We start from the raw sequence: 16,354 nt of genomic DNA on the forward strand, positions 1-16,354 counted from the left end.
CCCGTGGGCTCTCCATCGCGGACCAGCAGCTCGTCGAGATCGCGAAGGCGCTCTCCTTCGACGCCCGGATCCTGGTGATGGACGAGCCGACCGCCGCGCTCTCCGGGGTCGAGGTGGAGCGGCTCTTCGGGGTCGCCCGGTCGCTCTGCGAACGCGGCGCGGCCGTGCTGTTCATCTCGCACCGCTTCGACGAGGTCTTCGACCTCTGCCAGCGGATCACCGTGCTGCGCGACGGCGCCTGGGTCTCCACCGACCGCACCGCCGACCTCACCGTCGACGAGGTGGTGCGGCGCATGGTGGGCCGGGAGGTCTCCTCGCTCTACCCCAAGCAGGACGCCCCGCTACGGGACGTCCTGCTGGAGGTCCGCGGGCTCGGCCGCGCCGGCGTCTTCGCCGACGTGTCGTTCACCGTCCGGGGTGGTGAGATAGTCGCCCTCGCCGGGCTGGTGGGCGCCGGCCGCAGCGAGGTGGCCCGCGCGATCTTCGGCGTCGACCGCTACGACGCGGGGGAGGTGCGCGTCGCCGGCGAGCTCCTGCCGGCGGGCAGCCCCCGCCGGGCGATCGCCGCCGGCATGGCGCTGGTCCCCGAGGACCGTCGCCAGCAGGGACTGGTGATGGAGCTGTCGGTCGAGCGCAACGCCACCCTGGCCCGCCGGCGGGCGCTGAGCCGGCTGGGCCTGCTGCTCGGGGGCGCCGAGCGGTCCGAGGCCCAGCGGTGGACCCGACGGTTGCAGGTCAAGGCGTCCCGGCTCGGCGCGGCGGTGGCGACCCTCTCCGGCGGCAACCAGCAGAAGGTGGTGCTCGCCAAGTGGCTCGCCACCGAGCCGCGGGTCCTGATCATCGACGAGCCCACCCGCGGCATCGACGTCGGCACGAAGGCCGAGGTCCATCGGCTCCTCTCCGAGCTGGCGAACGAAGGGCTGGCCATCCTGATGATCAGCAGCGAGCTGCCCGAGGTGCTCGGCATGGCCGACCGGATCCTCGTCATGCACGAGGGGCGTGTGGTCCGCGAACTGTCCCGGGCCGAGGCGGACGAGACAACTGTCATGTTCGCCGCCACCGGGCAGGGGGTGACGGCGTGAGCCTCACGGACACCGGGGCGGCGGACCGCCTCACCGGGAAGCGGTCCTCCGACCGCGGGCGCCCGGGGCTCACCGAACGGCTGCTCGCCGTACGCGAATTGAGCCTGCTGCTCGCCCTCGGCGCGCTGGTCCTGGTCACCACGCTGCGCAACGACCGCTTCCTGAGCGGGCAGAGCGTCAAGGACCTGCTGCTGGGCTGCGCGATCCTGGTCATCCTCGCGGTCGGCCAGACCCTGGTCATCGTCACCCGCAACGTCGACCTGTCGGTCGGGTCGATCCTCGGCCTGGTCGCCTTCTCGACCGGGTCCCTCTTCCTCGTCGCCCCCGGCCTGCCCTGGCCGGTCGCGCTCCTGCTCGGGGTGGGGCTCGGCGCGGTCTGCGGCGCGGTGAACGGCGGGCTGATCGCGGTCGCGAAGGTCCCCGCGCTCGTCATCACGCTCGGCACCCTCTACGCCTTCCGCGGCGTCGACTACTACTGGGCGTCCGGGCGGCAGATCAACGCCGCCGACATGCCCCGGTCGTTCCTGCGGCTGGGCAACCAGACGGTGCTCGGCGTACCCGTGCTCTTCCTGGTCGCCGTGGTCGTCGTCGCCGCCGTCGGCTACTACCTGCGCTCGTACCGCAGCGGGCGGGAGCTCTACGCCATCGGCTCGGAGCCGGCCGCCGCCCGGCTCTCCGGCATCCCCGTCGGCCGGCGCGTCTTCGCCGTCTTCGTGGCCAGCGGGGCGCTCGCCGGCCTCGCCGGCGTGCTCTACGCGGCCCGGTTCGGCACCCTCGACGCGGCCGCCGGTACGGGCCTGGAACTCCAGGTCGTCGCGGCGGCGGTGGTGGGCGGCGTGGCGATCTTCGGCGGCAGCGGCAGCGCGTACGGGGCGGCGCTCGGTGCCGTCCTGCTCACCACGATCGGCAGCTCGCTGGCCGTCCTGCGCATCGACCCGTTCTGGCAGCAGGCCGTGGTCGGCGCGCTCATCCTCGCCGCCATCGGCCTGGACCGGCTCCTGGCCCTACGGATGGCGGCCCGGCTCAGAGGGAGAAGCGCCCGTGGCGCATGACAGCCTGTACGCCGCACCGCCGTCGACCGGCGCCGAGACCGAGCGCGCGGCCGGCCGCCTGGCCGGGCTGCGCGCCGCGCTCGGCTCCTGGGACGCGGCCGTCGTGGCGGCCCTGGTGCTTGCCGTGCTGCTGGCCGGTGTGTCCGTGCAGAACTTCGCCACCGGCCGCAACGTCCAGTTCCTGCTGCTCGACCTGGTGCCGCTCGCGCTGCTCGCCCTGCCCATGACGCTGATCGTCATCACCGGCGAGATCGACCTGTCGGTGGCGAGCACGGTGGGTCTGTGCAGCACGCTGATGGGGCAGCTCTGGCTCTCCAGCGGGCTCTCACTGGAGCTGATCTGCGTGCTGGTGGTGCTGCTCGGCGGTGCGCTCGGCGCGGTCAACGGGCTCTTCGTCACCGGCTTCGGCCTGCCCTCACTGGCGGTGACCATCGGCACCCTCGCCCTGTACCGCGGGCTGTCGTTCGTGGTGCTCGGCGACCAGGCGGTGGCCGACTTCCCGGCGAGCTGGACCGCCGCGGCGGTGCGGAACATCCCCGGCACCTCGATCCCCGTCGCGGTCGTGCCGGTGTTGCTGCTGGCGCTGGTGTTCGGTGTCGTGCTGCACGCGACGTCGACGGGGCGGGCGCTCTACGCGATGGGCAACAACGACCAGGCCGCCACCTTCGCCGGCGTCTCGGTCGCCCGGACCAAGTTCTGGCTCTTCGTGGCCTCCGGCGCCGTCTGCGGGCTGGTCGGGATCTTCTGGACCCTGCGCTACGCGAGCGCCCGCGGCGACAACGCCACCGGGCTCGAACTCACCGTGGTCACCGCCGTGCTGCTCGGCGGTGTGTCGATCTTCGGCGGCCGGGGTGGGTTGCTCGGCGTGGTCGCCGGAGTCCTGCTCCTCGGTGTCCTGCGCAACGCGCTGCAACTCGCCGACGTCGACGCCAACGCGCTGACGATCGTCACGGGGGCGCTGCTCATCGCCTCCGTCGTGCTGCCCAACGCGGTCGCGGACGTCCGTGCGCGGCTGCATCGTCGACGACAGCGCGCGAACCCCGTCGCGCCCTGATTCCCCACCACCAACCTTCGGAAGGATATCGATGTCCGCGCACCGCAGAGGTTTCCGATTCGGGGCCACCGGCCTCGCCCTCGCCGCCCTGCTGCTCAGCGCCACGGCCTGCGGCGGCACCACCCGGGAGAACTCCGGCGACGACTCCGGCGCCGGCAACCAGGCCAGCGGCGCCGCCAACCCCGACGCGAAGATCAAGGAGGGCCTCAAGATCGCCTTCCTGCCCAAGCAGGTGAACAACCCCTACTTCACCGTCTCCGACAACGGCGGCAAGACGGCGGTCTCCGAGATCAAGGGCGAGTTCAAGGAGGTCGGCCCCTCCGAGGCGAGCGCCTCCTCCCAGGTCAGCTACATCAACACGCTGTCCCAGCAGGGGATGGACGTGATCGTGACCTCGGCGAACGACCCCAACGCGATCTGCGGCGCCCTCAACCAGGCGAAGGCGGCCGGTGCCAAGATCGTCACCTTCGACTCGGACACCAAGCCGGAGTGCCGGCAGATCTTCGTCAACCAGGCGACCGCCGAGGGCATCGCCGAGACGCAGGTCAAGCTCATCTCGACGCAGATCGGCGGCGCCGGTGAGATCGCGGTCCTCTCCGCCACCGCCAACGCGACAAACCAGAACGCCTGGATCGAGCTGATGAGGCAGGAGCTGACGAAGCCCGAGTACAGCAAGATCAATCTGGTCACCGTCGCGTACGGCAACGACGACGACCAGAAGTCGTTCCAGGAGACCCAGGGCCTGCTGCAGTCGTACCCGAACCTCAAGGGCATCATCTCGCCGACCACCGTCGGCGTCGCGGCCGCCGCCCGTTACCTGAGCGGCTCCCAGTACAAGGGCAAGGTCAAGCTGACCGGCCTCGGCACGCCGAACCAGATGCGCCAGTACGTCAAGGACGGCACCGTCGACGCGTTCGCCCTGTGGAACCCGGCCGACCTGGGTTACCTCGCGGCGTACGCGGGCGCGGCGCTGGCCTCGGGGCAGGTCACCGGCGCCGAGGGCGAGAAGTTCACGGCCGGCAAGCTCGGCGAGTACACCGTCGGCACGGACGGCGTGGTCGTCCTCGGCCCACCCACCGTCTTCGACAAGAACAACATCGACCAGTTCGACTTCTGAGCTCCGGGTGGTGGTGCCGGCGTCCCGGCGCCGGCACCATCACCCGGAGGCACCGACGGGAGAACCATGCCCCGCGTCTGCTTCACCCTCCAGGTCGACCCGGAACGGCTGGCCGAGTACCGCGCCCGGCACGAGCGGGTCTGGCCCGAGATGCTCACCGCGCTGGCCGAGTGCGGATGGCACGACTACTCGCTCTTCCTCCGCGAGGACGGCCTGCTCGTCGGGTTCCTGGTGACCGACGACTTCGCGGCGGTCCAGGCCGCCATGCAGGCCCGCGACGTCAACGCCCGCTGGCAGGCGCAGATGGCGCCGTACTTCCTCGACCTCGACCAGGACACCCCCGACCGCGCCATGCGGCCGCTGGACGAGATCTTCAACCTTGCGGCTCAGCTCGCCGCGCAGACGGGAGAAACGCCATGACCCACCCCGACGCGCCGACCCGTGACCGGGTCACGCAGGCCCTGCGCGCCCAGCGCATCGAGACCCCCTCCTGGGCGTACGCCAACTCCGGCACCCGTTTCAAGGTGTTCCCCCAGGAGGGCGTGCCGCGTGACCCGTACGAGAAGATCGCCGACGCGGCGATGGTGCACCGGCTCACCGGGGTGGCTCCCACCGTCGCGCTGCACATCCCGTGGGACCGCGTCGACGACTACGCCGACCTGGCCCGGTACGCGGCGGACCAGGGCGTGGCGCTGGGCGCGATCAACGCCAACGTGTTCCAGGACAACGACTACCGGCTGGGCAGCGTCACCAATCCCGACCCGGGAGTCCGGCGCAAGGCGATCGACCACCTGCTCGAATGCGTCGACATCATGGACCGCACCGGCTCGCGTGACCTGAAGCTCTGGTTCTCCGACGGCACCAACTACCCGGGGCAGGACGACATCCGGGCCCGGCAGGACCGGCTCGCCGCGGCGCTGCGCGAGGCGTACGACCGGCTCGGTGCCGACCAGCGGATGCTGCTGGAGTACAAGCTCTTCGAACCGGCCTTCTACACCACCGACGTGCCCGACTGGGGTACCGCGTACGCGCACTGCGTGGAGCTCGGGCCGAAGGCGCAGGTGGTCATCGACACCGGCCACCACGCGCCCGGCACCAACATCGAGTTCATCGTGGCGTTCCTGCTGCGCGCCGGGAAGCTCGGCGGTTTCGACTTCAACTCCCGCTTCTACGCCGACGACGACCTGATGGTCGGCGCCGCGGACCCGTTCCAGCTGTTCCGGATCATGCGCGAGATCGTGGGGGGCGACGCGCTGCGGCCGCAGGCCGGGATCGCGTTCATGCTCGACCAGTGCCACAACATCGAGCCGAAGATCCCCGCGATCATCCGGTCGGTGCTGAACGTGCAGGAGGCGACCGCCAAGGCGCTGCTCGTCGACGCCGACGCGCTGGCCGCCGCCCAGCGGGCCGGTGACGTGCTCGGCGCGAACGCGGTGCTGATGGACGCCTACCACACCGACGTCCGTCCCCTGCTCGCCGAGCTGCGGGCCGAAGCCGGCCTGGACCCCGACCCGATCGCCGCGTACGCCCGCTCCGGCTACTTCGCGCGCATCCGCAGCGAACGGGCCGGCGGGCAGCAGGCCGGCTGGGGCGCCTGACCACCACCGAACCACAAGGGACGTGAGGACGATGCACTCCGAGGTTGAGGCGCTGATCGCGCGGAGCAACCGGCTCGGGGCCGACCCGACCACGACGAACTACGCCGGGGGCAACACCTCGGCCAAGGGCCGGGCCACCGACCCGGTCACCGGCGGTGCCGTGGAGCTGTTGTGGGTGAAGGGCTCCGGCGGCGATCTCGGGACGCTCACCGAGGCCGGTCTGGCGGTGCTGCGGCTGGACCGGCTGCGCGCCCTCGTCGACGTCTACCCGGGCGTCGAGCGGGAGGACGAGATGGTCGCCGCCTTCGACTACTGCCGGCACGGCCTCGGCGGGGCCGCGCCGTCGATCGACACGGCGATGCACGGCCTGGTCGACGCGGCGCACGTGGACCACCTGCACCCGGACGCCGGCATCGCGATCGCCGCCGCCGCCGACGGGCCCGAGCTGACCAAGGAGATTTTCGGCGACCGGGTGCTCTGGGTGCCGTGGCGCCGGCCCGGCTTCCAGCTCGGGCTCGACATCGCCGCCGTGGCGAGGGCCAACCCGCAGGCGATCGGCGTGATCCTCGGCGGGCACGGCATCACCGCCTGGGGGGCGACCGGCGAGGAGTGCGAGCGGCGCTCCTTGGAGATCATCCGGACCGCCCAGGCGTACCTCGACGGGCACGGCCGGGCGGAGCCGTTCGGCCCGGTGCTCGACGGGTACGCGCCGCTGCCGCCGGAGGAGCGCCGGGACCGCGCGGCCGCCCTCGCGCCGGTGCTGCGCGGCCTCGCCTCGACCGACCGGCCGCAGGTCGGTCACTTCACCGACGGCGACGTCGTGCTCGACTTCCTCGCCCGGGAGCGGCACCCCGCGCTCGCGGCGCTCGGCACGTCCTGCCCGGACCACTTCCTGCGCACCAAGGTCCGTCCGCTCGTGCTCGACCTGCCGCCCACCGCGCCGCTGACCGAGACGGTCGCCCGGCTGCGGGAGCTGCACGCCGCCTACCGCGAGGACTACCGGGCCTACTACCAGCGGCACGCCACGCCGCAGAGCCCACCGATGCGCGGCGCCGACCCGGCGATCGTCCTCGTGCCGGGCGTCGGCATGTTCAGCTTCGGCGCGAACAAGCAGACCGCCCGGGTCGCCGGGGAGTTCTACGTCAACGCCGTGAACGTGATGCGCGGCGCGGAGTCCGTGTCGCGGTACGCCCCGATCGACGAGGCCGAGAAGTTCCGCATCGAGTACTGGGCGCTGGAGGAGGCGAAGCTCCAGCGGCTGCCGAAGCCGAAGCCCCTCGCCGCCCGCGTCGCCTTCGTCACCGGCGGCGGCTCCGGCATCGGCCGGGCCACGGCGCACCGGCTCGCGGCCGAGGGCGCCTGCGTGGTGGTCGCCGACCGCGACGCCGGGGCGGCGGCCACCGTGGCCGCCGAGATCGGCGGCGCCGACGTGGCGGTCGCCGTCACGGCCGACGTCACCGACGGTACGGCCGTCACCGCCGCGCTGCGCGCGGCGGTGCTCGCGTTCGGCGGCGTGGACCTGGTGGTCAACAACGCCGGGCTCTCCATCTCCAAGCCGTTGCTGGAGACCACCGAGGCGGACTGGGACCTGCAGCACGACGTGATGGCCAAGGGCTCGTTCCTGGTGTCCCGGGAGGCCGCGCGGATCATGACCGCCCAGGGGATGGGTGGCGACATCGTCTACATCTCCAGCAAGAACTCGCTCTTCGCCGGGCCGAACAACGTGGCGTACGGCGCGGCGAAGGCCGACCAGGCGCACCAGGTACGCCTGCTCGCGGCCGAACTCGGCGGGCACGGCATCCGGGTCAACGGCGTCAACCCCGACGGGGTGGTGCGTGGCTCCGGCATCTTCGCCCGCGGGTGGGGCGCCCAGCGCGCCGCCGTCTACGGCGTGCCGGAGGAGAAGCTCGGCGAGTTCTACGCGCAGCGCACCCTGCTCAAGCAGGAGGTGCTGCCGGAGCACGTCGCCAACGCGGTCTTCGTGCTCACCGCCGGAGAGCTGTCGCACACGACCGGAATGCACGTCCCGGTCGACGCCGGTGTCGCCGCGGCCTTTCTCCGCTGACCCGGGTCGGTGCCGGATGACGACGAATCAGGTGGGGGACCCGGTGCTCGACGCGGAGGACCTGCGGCTGTTGCGCCTTATGGCGACGGGGCTGCCGCTGGAGACCGTGGCCCGGCGGACGGGGCTCTCCGAGCGGACCGTCCGCCGTCGGGTCCGGGCGATCTGTGACCGGCTCGGCGTCACCGCGCGGATCCAGGCGGTGGTGTGGGCGGCCCGGCGGGGGCTGCTGTGAGCATCCGGGTCGCCGCGGTGGACCTCGGCGCGTCCAGCGGCCGGGTGATGGTCGGCCGCGTGGGCCCCGGCGTGCTCGACCTCACCGAGGTGCACCGGTTCGCCAACGAGCCGGTGCGGGTGGGCGGCACCCTGCACTGGGACATCCTCGCGCTGGTGCGGGGGGTGCTCGACGGCCTGCGCGCCGCCGGCCCGGTCACGAGTGTCGGCGTCGACTCCTGGGCCGTCGACTACGGGCTCCTCGACACCTCCGGCGCGCTGCTGGGCAACCCGGTGCACTACCGCGACGGGCGTACCGACGGTGTGGCCGAGCGGCTGGCGACCCGGCTGGGCCGGGAGCGGCTGTACGCGACGACCGGGCTGCAGCAGCTGCCGTTCAACACCATCTACCAGCTCGCCGCCGCCCGCGGTACGCCCCAGCTCGACGTCGCCCGGTGGCTGCTGCTGATCCCGGACCTCGTCGCGTACTGGCTCACCGGTGAGGTCGGCGCCGAGGTCACCAACGCCTCGACCACCCAGCTCTACGACGTGCGCCGACGAGCCTGGGCCACCGAGTTGATGGTCGACGCCGGGATCCGGCCGGAGCTCTTCCCGCCGCTGCGCGAGGCGGGCAGCCGGATCGGGCGGGTCCTACCCGCGCTGGGGTTGCCGGGGGAGCCGGACGTGGTGGCGGTCGGCTCGCACGACACCGCGTCGGCGGTGGTCGGCGTGCCGGCGTCGAGGGAGAACTTCGCCTACATCTCCTGCGGCACCTGGTCGCTGGTGGGGGTCGAGCTGGACGCGCCGGTGCTCACCGAGGCGAGCCGGCGGGCGAACTTCACCAACGAGTCCGGTGTCGACGGCACGGTCCGCTACCTGCGCAACGTCATGGGGCTGTGGCTGCTCCAGGAGTCGGTGCGGGCCTGGGGCGGCCCGGACCTGCCCGACCTGCTGCGGCGGGCCGGGGCCGAACCCGCGTTCCGGTCGGTGGTGGACCCCGACGACCCGGTGTTCCTGCCGCCGGGTGACATGCCGGCGCGTCTCGCGCAGGCCTGCCGCCGCGCCGGCGAGCCCGTGCCGACCACGCCGGCCGCCACCGTCCGGTGCATCCTCGACAGCCTGGCGTTGGCGCATCGCCGCGCGGTACGCCAGGCGCAGCGGCTCTCCGGCCGGCAGGTGGAGACCGTGCACATGGTCGGGGGTGGTGCCCGCAACGCCCTGCTCTGTCAGCTGACGGCGGACGCCTGCGGCCTGCCGGTGCTCGCCGGCCCGGTGGAGGCGACCGCGTTCGGCAACGTGCTGGTGCAGGCGAGGACCGCCGGTGCCGTCGAGGGCGACCTGCCGGCGCTGCGGGCGCTCATCCGCGACACCCAGCGGGTCGTGCGGTACGAGCCGCGCGGGGCGGAGGCGGCGTGGCGGGCCGCCGAGCAGCGGTTGGGCGGCTGACGGCGGGAGCGGCGGTCACCGCGACCTCGACCGGCCCGGTACCGGGCGGCCGGTGCTGGTCGAGGGCCCGCCGGAGCCGCCGGGGCGCCCGTCGGGCGAGCGCCGTTCCGGTCGCCGGTCAGAGGACCCGACGAAGCCACTCCTCGACGCCCGCGACGTGCACGGTGGCCCAGGATCGGGCCAGGTCGGCCTGCCGGGAGGCGACCGCCTCCAGGATGGCGGCGTGCTGCTCCCGGGTCCTGGCGACGGCGCCCTCCTGGGTCAGGCCCCGCCAGACGCGGGCGCGGGTGGTCGGGCCGGAGAGGCTGTCCAACAGCGACGTGAGCACGTTGTTGCCCGCGCAGACCGCGATCAGCCGGTGGAACTCCAGGTCGTTGGCGACGAGTTCGTCGATGCTCGGGTCGTCGCCGAGCCCGTCGAGGACGTCGCGCAGGGCGGCGATGTCCTCGACGGTCGCCCGCTGCGCGGCGAGCGCGGTCGCCCCCGGTTCGAGGATCCGCCGGACCTCGAGGAACTCCAGCACGGTGTCGTCGCGGTGGAAGTCGACGACGAAACTCAGCGCGTCGAGCAGCAGGGCCGGGTCCAGGCTCGTCACGTACGTCCCGTCGCCCTGGCGTACGTCGAGCACCCGGATCAGCGAGAGCGCCTTGACGGCCTCGCGCAGGGAGTTGCGGGACAGGCCGAGCCGTTCGGCCAGGTCCGGTTCACGGGGTAGCCGGTCGCCGGGGCGCAACTCGCCGGCGAGGATCATCTGTTTGATCTTGTCGATCGCCTCGTCCGTGACAGCCACGTTCTCCTCCGCCCTCTTTCGCAGCGCAGCGTATGGGACTGCTCAGCGCCGGAGCCGGTAGGTGCGCACGGCGGTGTCGCCGAACACCGCCGACCGTTCCCGCTCGGTCAGGGGCGGCAGCGCCCCGGACAACGCGGCGAGCACGCCCTGGTAGTCGGCGGCGAGCCGGCACACGGGCCAGTCGGACCCGAACATCAACCGGTGCGGGCCGAACCGGTCGACCGCCTCGGTCACGAACGGCCGCAGGTCGGCCACCCGCCACCGGTCCCGGTCCGCCTCGGTCACCAGCCCGGAGAGCTTCGCCGTGACGTTCGGCCGGGCGGCCAGCGCCGCGAACGGCCCCGCCCAATCGGCCAGCCCCCGGGCGCCGTCGCGGATCCGCGGCTTGCCCAGATGGTCGAGGACGAACCGCAGCTCGGGTACGTCCCGGGCGGCCCGCGCCACGGCGGGCAGCTGGTCGTCGCGGCAGACCACGTCGAGGGCCAACCCCGCGTCGGCGACCGTGCGCAGACCGCGCCGGACCGGTGGGTGGTCCAGGTAGGCCGGGTCGGTCTCGGCCTGCAGCTGGGGGCGGACGCCGACGAGACGGTCGCCGCCGGGCAGGCGCCGGTAGGCCGCGATCGTCTCGGCGAGCGCGGGGTCGGCGAGGTCGGCCCAGGCCACCACTCCGGCGATCACGGTGCAGCGCTGGGCGTAGCCGAACAGGAGGGCGGCCTCGGCGGTGTCGCAGCGGCCACCCTCCACGAGCACCGTCCGGTCGATGCCCGCGGCCGCCAGCTCGGGCTCCAGCTCCGCCGGGCCGAAGGAGCGCCGGATCGGGGCGAGTTCGGGCGCGTCCAGCCAGCGGTAGCCGTCCTCGACCCGCCAGAGGTGGTGGTGTGCGTCGACGATCACGCGGCCACCACCGGGGCTGTGGGCAGGGCCGCGTCGGGGCGCAGCAGTCCCTCGGCGACCAGCTCCGCCCAGAACTCGCCGGGTGGCGGCTCCGTGGCGGCCAGCGCCACGTTGCGCCGGACCTGTTCCGGATCGTGCGCGCCGACCACCAGCGTGGCGACGGCCGGGTGCGCGGCGGCGAAGGCGAGCGCGGAGGCCGGCAGTGTCGTCCCGTGCCGGGCGCAGACCGCGGCGATCGCCCGGGCGCGGGCGAGCATCCCGCCCGGCGCCTCGGCGTACTCGTAGGGCAGGCCGGGGTGCGGATCGGCCACGGCGAGCAGCCCGCTGTTGAAGACCCCCGAGTTGAGCACCGAGACACCGCGCCGCTGACACTCCGGCAGCAGCGCGTCGAGTGCGGGCTGCTCCAGCAGCGTGTACCGGCCGGCGACCATGACCGCGTCGACGTCGGTCTCGGCGACGAACCGGTGCAGCACCCGCGTCTGTTTCGAACCGACACCGATGGCCCCGATGACGCCCTGGGCCCGCAGCTCGTGCAGCGCCGGATAGGCCTGCTCCAGGGCGGGCGTCTGGTGGTCCTCCGGGTCGTGGATCAGCGCGATGTCGATCCGGTCGAGGCCGAGCCGCAGGAGGCTCGCCTCCAGGGACCGGTGCACCCCGTCCGCCGTGAAGTCCCACACCCGCCGGTGGTCGGCCGGCACGTGGAAACCCTCGGGGTCGCGCCGGCCGGCCCCGGACCGGTCCGGTACGAGCAGCCGGCCCACCTTCGTGCTGACCGCGTAGGCGCCGCGCGGCAGGGTGCGCAGCGCGTCGCCGAGCCGGCGCTCGGAGAGCCCGAGACCGTAGTGCGGCGCGGTGTCGAAGTAGCGGACGCCGTGGTCCCAGGCCGCCCGGACGGTGGCGATCGCCTCCGCCTCACCGATCGGTGTGTAGAGGTTGCCGAGCTGGGCGCAGCCCAGCCCGACCCGGCTCACGGTCACCCGGGACCGTCCCACCCGGACGCCGGTCACGCGGTCGCCCCGCCCGGCGCGCCGGGCAACGCCCAGACCAGGGGGAGCCCCGTGTCCGTGCCCGAGTAGTCGTCGGCCACGTCGAGCAGCGTGGCCATCCGGGCCTGCCACGCGACGTTCGCCGGGTGGTCGCGCAGTTCGTCCCGCATCCGCCGGTAGTCCTCGACCTCCACCAGGTGGAACAGGTCTGGTCCGTCCCGCCAGATCCACCAACCGTGGACGCCCGCCGCGTGGATCGCGGCGGCCAGCTCCGCCGGTATGGTCGCGTGGACGTCGTCGTACTCGTGTTCGCGGCCCGGCTTGAGCCGGGTGTGCAGGGCGATCCGCCGCATCGGCGCGCTCCTTCTCGCTACCGGTCGGGCCGCCGACGGCGGCCGGGACGATGAGGGCTAGTCCTGGGCCTTGCCGGAGGTGAGCCGGGCCAGGATCAGCGCGACCAGGATGATGGCGCCGTAGATGGCCTGGATCCATTGGGCGGAGACCCCGGCGAGGGTCAGGATGTTGTTGATCAGGCCGAGGACGATGACGCCGCAGAGCGCGCCGAAGAGCGTTCCCTTGCCGCCGTCGAGGCTGATCCCGCCGATCACCGCCGCGGCGAAGACGGTGAAGATCATGCCGTCGCCCTGTGCCGCCGCGACCGAACCCAGCCGACCGGTCATCAGCAGGCCGGCGAGCGCGGCGAGCAGGCCACCGATCATCAGGACCGCCCAGACCACCCGGTCGGTACGGATGCCGGCCGCCCGGGCCGCGTCGGTGTTCCCGCCGATGGCGTAGACGGACCGGCCGTGCCGGAAGTAGCCGAGCGCGACGATGCCCACCACGAAGAGGGTGCCGCTGATCCAGATGGAGGCCGGTACGCCGAGCCAGACCGCGCTGCCCAGGTAGAGCACCGAGGGTGGGATGTCGAAGAGGTTCTGCCCACCGGTGATCCCGATCTGCAGACCGCGCAGCACGATCAGCATGCCCAGCGTCACGATGAACGCGGAGAGCTTGAACCGCAGGATCAGCAGCCCGTTGAACGCCCCGATCGCCAGCCCGGTGAGCAGGCAGAGGACGATGGCCAGACCGGCCGGGAGCTCGGTGCCCAGCCCGTTGCTCGCCGCCGGGATGACGAGCGCGACGGCGAGCGCCGGGGCCAGACCGATCGTCGACTCCAGCGAGAGGTCGAACTTCCCGGCAATGAGGATGATCGCCTCGGCGAGCACCAGCAGCGCCAGCTCGGTCTGCTGTTGCAGCACGTTGGTGATGTTGGCGGCGCTGAGGAACACCGGGTCGATGAGCGCGCCCACCACGACGAGCAGGATGATCGCGGGGACGAGCGCGAAGTCCCGGAGCCGGGCCAGGGGTAACCGACCGCCGCCCGGTCGGGTACCGCCGGTCGTCGGTGGCTTGGCGATCGTCTCGGTGCCGGTCACGGCTGCTCCACTCCCTCCACTGCGGACACCAGTTCGGCGTCCGTCCAACCCCGGGGCACGTCCCGGATCACCTCTCCGTGGAACATGACCAGCACCCGGTCGCACGAGCGCAGGTCGTCGAGCTCGTCGGAGACGACCAGCACGCCGGTGCCTCCGGCGGCGGCCGCGCCGATGGCCCCGAGCAGGGACGCCTTGGACCGGACGTCCACCCCGGCGGTGGGGCTCACCATCACCAGTGCCCTCGGGTCGTTGGCGAGCGCGCGGGCCAGCACGACCTTCTGGGCGTTGCCGCCGGAGAGGTCGCCGACCGGCTGGTGCGGCCCGTCGGTCTTGATGTCGTACGCCCGGATCATCCGCTCGGCGGTGGTCCGCTGCCGGGCGGGGGCGATGATCCCGGCGGGGCCGAGCCGGTCGGCGATCGGCATGGTGGCGTTCTCGGCCACCGACAACAGCGGCACGAGGCCCTCCCGGTGCCGGTCCTGCGGCAGGTAACCGAGCCCGGCGGCGAGGGCGGCGGGCACCTGACCCGGCTTCGGGGTGGTGCCGGCGATGGTCACCGTTCCGGCGTCGGCCCGGCGCAGCCCCGCGATCGTCTCGGCGAGGGCCACCTTGCCGCTGCTCCCCGAACCGATCAGCCCGACCATCTCGCCGGCCCGCACCGTGAGGTCCACCCCGTCGTAGTGGCCGGCGAGCCGCAGGCCGCGTACGTCGAGGACCACCGGCGCCGTGGCCGGGACCGGCGGGCGCGCGACGCCCTCGGCGAGCGCCCGGCCCGTCTCGCCGGTCATCGCGGCGACCAGCTCGTCGCGGGAGAGCGCCTCGACGGGCTCGGTGAGGATGTGCCGCGCGTCGCGCAGCACGGTGACCCGCTGGCAGACCTCGTACACCTCCTGGAGGTGGTGCGAGATGAACAGGAAGGTGACCCCTGCCGACTGGAGCTCGCGCATCCGGTCGAAGAGCCGGTCGATGGCGGCGGCGTCGAGCTGCGCGGTCGGCTCGTCGAGGATGATGAACCGGGCACCGAACGAGAGCGCCCGGGCGATCTCGACGAGCTGCCGCTGCTCGACGGTGAGTGAGCCGGCGAGCGCGGCCGGGTCGATGTCGACCCCGTACCCGGCCAGCAGGTCGGCGGCGCGGCGGCGCAGCCCGCGCCAGTCGATGAGGCCACGGCCGGACTGCCGGTTGAGGAAGAGGTTCTCCGCGACGGTCAGGGTGGGGATGATGGTGGACTTCTGGTAGACGCAGGCGACCCGCTGCCGCCAGGCGTCGCGGTCGGCGAGCGCCGGCGCCGGGGCGCCGTCGAACCGGATCTCGCCGCCGTCGGGCCGCTGGAGGCCGGTCAGGATCGACACCAGCGTGGACTTCCCGGCGCCGTTGCGTCCGACCAGCGCGTGGGTCTCGCCCGCCCGCACGGCGATGCCGGCGGAGTGCAGCGCCACGGTCGCCCCGTACCGCTTCGACACGTCGCGTGCCTCCGCGGCCGGGGCTCCGGCCGCGGAGCGCGCGATCTGCTCGTGACTGGTCATCACTTACCGATCTGGTTTCCCCAGAGCGCCGGGTCGTCGACGTTCTCCTTGGTGACCAGCGGCGCGGCGAGCTGGTCCTCCAGGCCGTTGCCGATGTCGATGATCGTGCTGTCGTGGTCGGTCGGGCCGGGCTGGAAGGTCTTTCCCTCGGCGGCCGCCTTGGCGTAGTAGAGCGCCCACTTGGCGTAGAGGTCGGCGGGCTGGGAGACCGTGGCGTCGATCTCGCCCTTGCGGATCGCCTCGAACTCCTGTGGGATCCCGTCGTTGGAGACGATGAAGATGTGCTTCGGGTCGGTCGGTGGGACCAGCAGGTTCTTCGACCGGAGGACCTGCAGCGTCGGGGCCAGGAACACCCCGCCGGCCTGCATGTAGACGCCCTTGATGTCCGGGTGCTGGGCGAGGCGGGTCTGGAGCGCGGCCGCGGCCTTGGCCCCCTCCCACTCGGTCGGCTCCTCGAAGATCGTGATCCCGGGGAACTTCGTCTTCATGCACTCCGCGAACGCCTCCGAGCGGTCCCGCCCGTTGATGGAGGAGAGCGAGCCCTGGAACTCGATCACCTTGCCCTTGCCGCCGAGCTTCTCGCCGAGGAACTCGCACGCCTTCTGCCCGTACGCGCGGTTGTCGGCGCGCACCACCATGAAGACCTTGCCCTTGTCGGGGCGGGTGTCGACCGAGACCACCGGGATCTTGCGGGACTCCAGGGTGCCCAGGGTGGAGGCGATCGCGCCGGTGTCCTGCGGCGCCATCACGACCGCCTTCGCGCCCTGGCTGACCATCGCCTGCACGTTCGCCACGAGCTTCGAGACGTCGTTCTGCGAGTTGGTCGGGGACATCAGGTTGACGTCGTACTCGTCGGCGAACTGCGGGACGTACTTGGCGTACGAGTTCCAGAAGTCGGAGTCGGCGCGGGGCAGGTCGATACCGATCTGCGGCCCCGATCCGGCCTGGCCGCCCGAGCCGCCCGACGACGAGTCACCGCAGGCGACGGTGGTGAGGGTGAGGAACGCGGCCAGCGCGATCCCGATCGGGGTCTTGGCGGTAGGTCTCACGGTGGTCCTCCAACGGTGCGGATGCGGTGGGGTTCTCGACGGCACATCT

General features: G+C 72.8%; 16 protein-coding genes. 9 read left to right on the top strand and 7 right to left on the bottom strand.

What is annotated here, in order from left to right; all coding sequences use genetic code 11:
* The 9 genes from E1211_RS07750 to E1211_RS07790 all read left to right on the top strand — a co-directional run.
* Positions 1-1,082, top strand: a 1,082-nt coding sequence (locus tag E1211_RS07750) for a sugar ABC transporter ATP-binding protein (protein WP_132346900.1), incomplete at its 5' end; no start/stop codon positions are given.
* Positions 1,079-2,134 carry an ABC transporter permease gene (locus E1211_RS07755; RefSeq protein ID WP_243709407.1) on the top strand — a complete coding sequence of 352 codons (1,056 nt, stop codon included), beginning with the start codon at positions 1,079-1,081 and terminating at the stop codon, positions 2,132-2,134. The genes E1211_RS07750 and E1211_RS07755, both read left to right, overlap by 4 nt.
* Positions 2,124-3,188, top strand: a complete 1,065-nt coding sequence (locus tag E1211_RS07760; protein ID WP_243709408.1) for an ABC transporter permease — start codon at positions 2,124-2,126, stop codon at positions 3,186-3,188. Before E1211_RS07755 ends, E1211_RS07760 begins: the two co-directional genes overlap by 11 nt.
* A gap of 31 nt (positions 3,189-3,219) precedes the next feature.
* A complete protein-coding gene (gene rhaS, locus E1211_RS07765) occupies positions 3,220-4,305 on the top strand; it encodes a rhamnose ABC transporter substrate-binding protein (RefSeq protein ID WP_132346902.1) in 1,086 nt (361 codons plus the stop codon).
* Between the two features lie 66 nt (positions 4,306-4,371).
* Positions 4,372-4,725 (top strand): L-rhamnose mutarotase, encoded by a 354-nt coding sequence (locus E1211_RS07770; protein ID WP_132346904.1) that lies wholly within the window; start codon positions 4,372-4,374, stop codon positions 4,723-4,725.
* Complete coding sequence (gene rhaI / locus E1211_RS07775) at positions 4,722-5,903, top strand: L-rhamnose isomerase (RefSeq protein ID WP_132346906.1); 1,182 nt, start codon at positions 4,722-4,724, stop codon at positions 5,901-5,903. Before E1211_RS07770 ends, rhaI begins: the two co-directional genes overlap by 4 nt.
* A gap of 31 nt (positions 5,904-5,934) precedes the next feature.
* Positions 5,935-7,968: a bifunctional aldolase/short-chain dehydrogenase gene (locus tag E1211_RS07780; RefSeq protein ID WP_132346908.1), complete on the top strand. Its 2,034-nt coding sequence runs from the start codon at positions 5,935-5,937 to the stop codon at positions 7,966-7,968.
* A gap of 16 nt (positions 7,969-7,984) precedes the next feature.
* The gene (locus tag E1211_RS07785; protein WP_132346910.1) at positions 7,985-8,200 is read left to right on the top strand and encodes a LuxR C-terminal-related transcriptional regulator; all 216 of its coding nucleotides are present in this window, start codon (positions 7,985-7,987) and stop codon (positions 8,198-8,200) included.
* Positions 8,197-9,624 (top strand): rhamnulokinase family protein, encoded by a 1,428-nt coding sequence (locus E1211_RS07790; protein ID WP_243709409.1) that lies wholly within the window; start codon positions 8,197-8,199, stop codon positions 9,622-9,624. The genes E1211_RS07785 and E1211_RS07790 overlap by 4 nt, the downstream gene beginning before the upstream one ends.
* 118 nt (positions 9,625-9,742) lie before the next feature.
* On the opposite strand, the gene E1211_RS07795 is transcribed toward E1211_RS07790, so the two are convergent.
* Genes E1211_RS07795 through E1211_RS07825 form a run of 7 tightly spaced genes read right to left on the bottom strand, consistent with a single transcriptional unit; the run spans position 9,743 to position 16,305 of the window.
* The gene (locus E1211_RS07795) at positions 9,743-10,414 is read right to left on the bottom strand and encodes a FadR/GntR family transcriptional regulator (protein ID WP_132346912.1); all 672 of its coding nucleotides are present in this window, start codon (positions 10,412-10,414) and stop codon (positions 9,743-9,745) included.
* A gap of 42 nt (positions 10,415-10,456) precedes the next feature.
* Positions 10,457-11,308 (bottom strand): amidohydrolase, encoded by an 852-nt coding sequence (locus E1211_RS07800; protein WP_132346914.1) that lies wholly within the window; start codon positions 11,306-11,308, stop codon positions 10,457-10,459.
* Positions 11,305-12,315: an aldo/keto reductase gene (locus tag E1211_RS07805; RefSeq protein WP_132346916.1), complete on the bottom strand. Its 1,011-nt coding sequence runs from the start codon at positions 12,313-12,315 to the stop codon at positions 11,305-11,307. The genes E1211_RS07800 and E1211_RS07805 overlap by 4 nt, the downstream gene beginning before the upstream one ends.
* Positions 12,312-12,647 carry an L-rhamnose mutarotase gene (locus tag E1211_RS07810; protein ID WP_132346918.1) on the bottom strand — a complete coding sequence of 112 codons (336 nt, stop codon included), beginning with the start codon at positions 12,645-12,647 and terminating at the stop codon, positions 12,312-12,314. The genes E1211_RS07805 and E1211_RS07810 overlap by 4 nt, the downstream gene beginning before the upstream one ends.
* A 57-nt stretch (positions 12,648-12,704) precedes the next feature.
* Positions 12,705-13,730, bottom strand: coding sequence for an ABC transporter permease (locus tag E1211_RS07815; RefSeq protein WP_165947202.1), 1,026 nt, complete (start codon positions 13,728-13,730; stop codon positions 12,705-12,707).
* Positions 13,727-15,256, bottom strand: a complete 1,530-nt coding sequence (locus tag E1211_RS07820) for a sugar ABC transporter ATP-binding protein (RefSeq protein WP_132346920.1) — start codon at positions 15,254-15,256, stop codon at positions 13,727-13,729. Before E1211_RS07820 ends, E1211_RS07815 begins: the two co-directional genes overlap by 4 nt.
* Positions 15,256-16,305, bottom strand: a complete 1,050-nt coding sequence (locus E1211_RS07825; RefSeq protein WP_132346922.1) for a sugar ABC transporter substrate-binding protein — start codon at positions 16,303-16,305, stop codon at positions 15,256-15,258. Before E1211_RS07825 ends, E1211_RS07820 begins: the two co-directional genes overlap by 1 nt.
* Positions 16,306-16,354: the final 49 nt, after the last annotated feature.

Source organism: Micromonospora sp. 15K316 (assembly GCF_004348525.1).
Taxonomy (GTDB): domain Bacteria; phylum Actinomycetota; class Actinomycetes; order Mycobacteriales; family Micromonosporaceae; genus Micromonospora.

Excerpts from the sequence above, each read along its gene's own strand:
- E1211_RS07820 (WP_132346920.1), bottom strand. The coding sequence starts at position 15,256 with ATGACCAGTCACGAGCAGATCGCGCGCTCCGCGGCCGGAGCCCCGGCC.
- rhaS (WP_132346902.1), top strand. The coding sequence starts at position 3,220 with ATGTCCGCGCACCGCAGAGGTTTCCGATTCGGGGCCACCGGCCTCGCC.
- E1211_RS07785 (WP_132346910.1), top strand. The coding sequence starts at position 7,985 with ATGACGACGAATCAGGTGGGGGACCCGGTGCTCGACGCGGAGGACCTG.
- rhaI (WP_132346906.1), top strand. The coding sequence starts at position 4,722 with ATGACCCACCCCGACGCGCCGACCCGTGACCGGGTCACGCAGGCCCTG.
- E1211_RS07780 (WP_132346908.1), top strand. The coding sequence starts at position 5,935 with ATGCACTCCGAGGTTGAGGCGCTGATCGCGCGGAGCAACCGGCTCGGG.
- E1211_RS07770 (WP_132346904.1), top strand. The coding sequence starts at position 4,372 with ATGCCCCGCGTCTGCTTCACCCTCCAGGTCGACCCGGAACGGCTGGCC.
- E1211_RS07810 (WP_132346918.1), bottom strand. The coding sequence starts at position 12,647 with ATGCGGCGGATCGCCCTGCACACCCGGCTCAAGCCGGGCCGCGAACAC.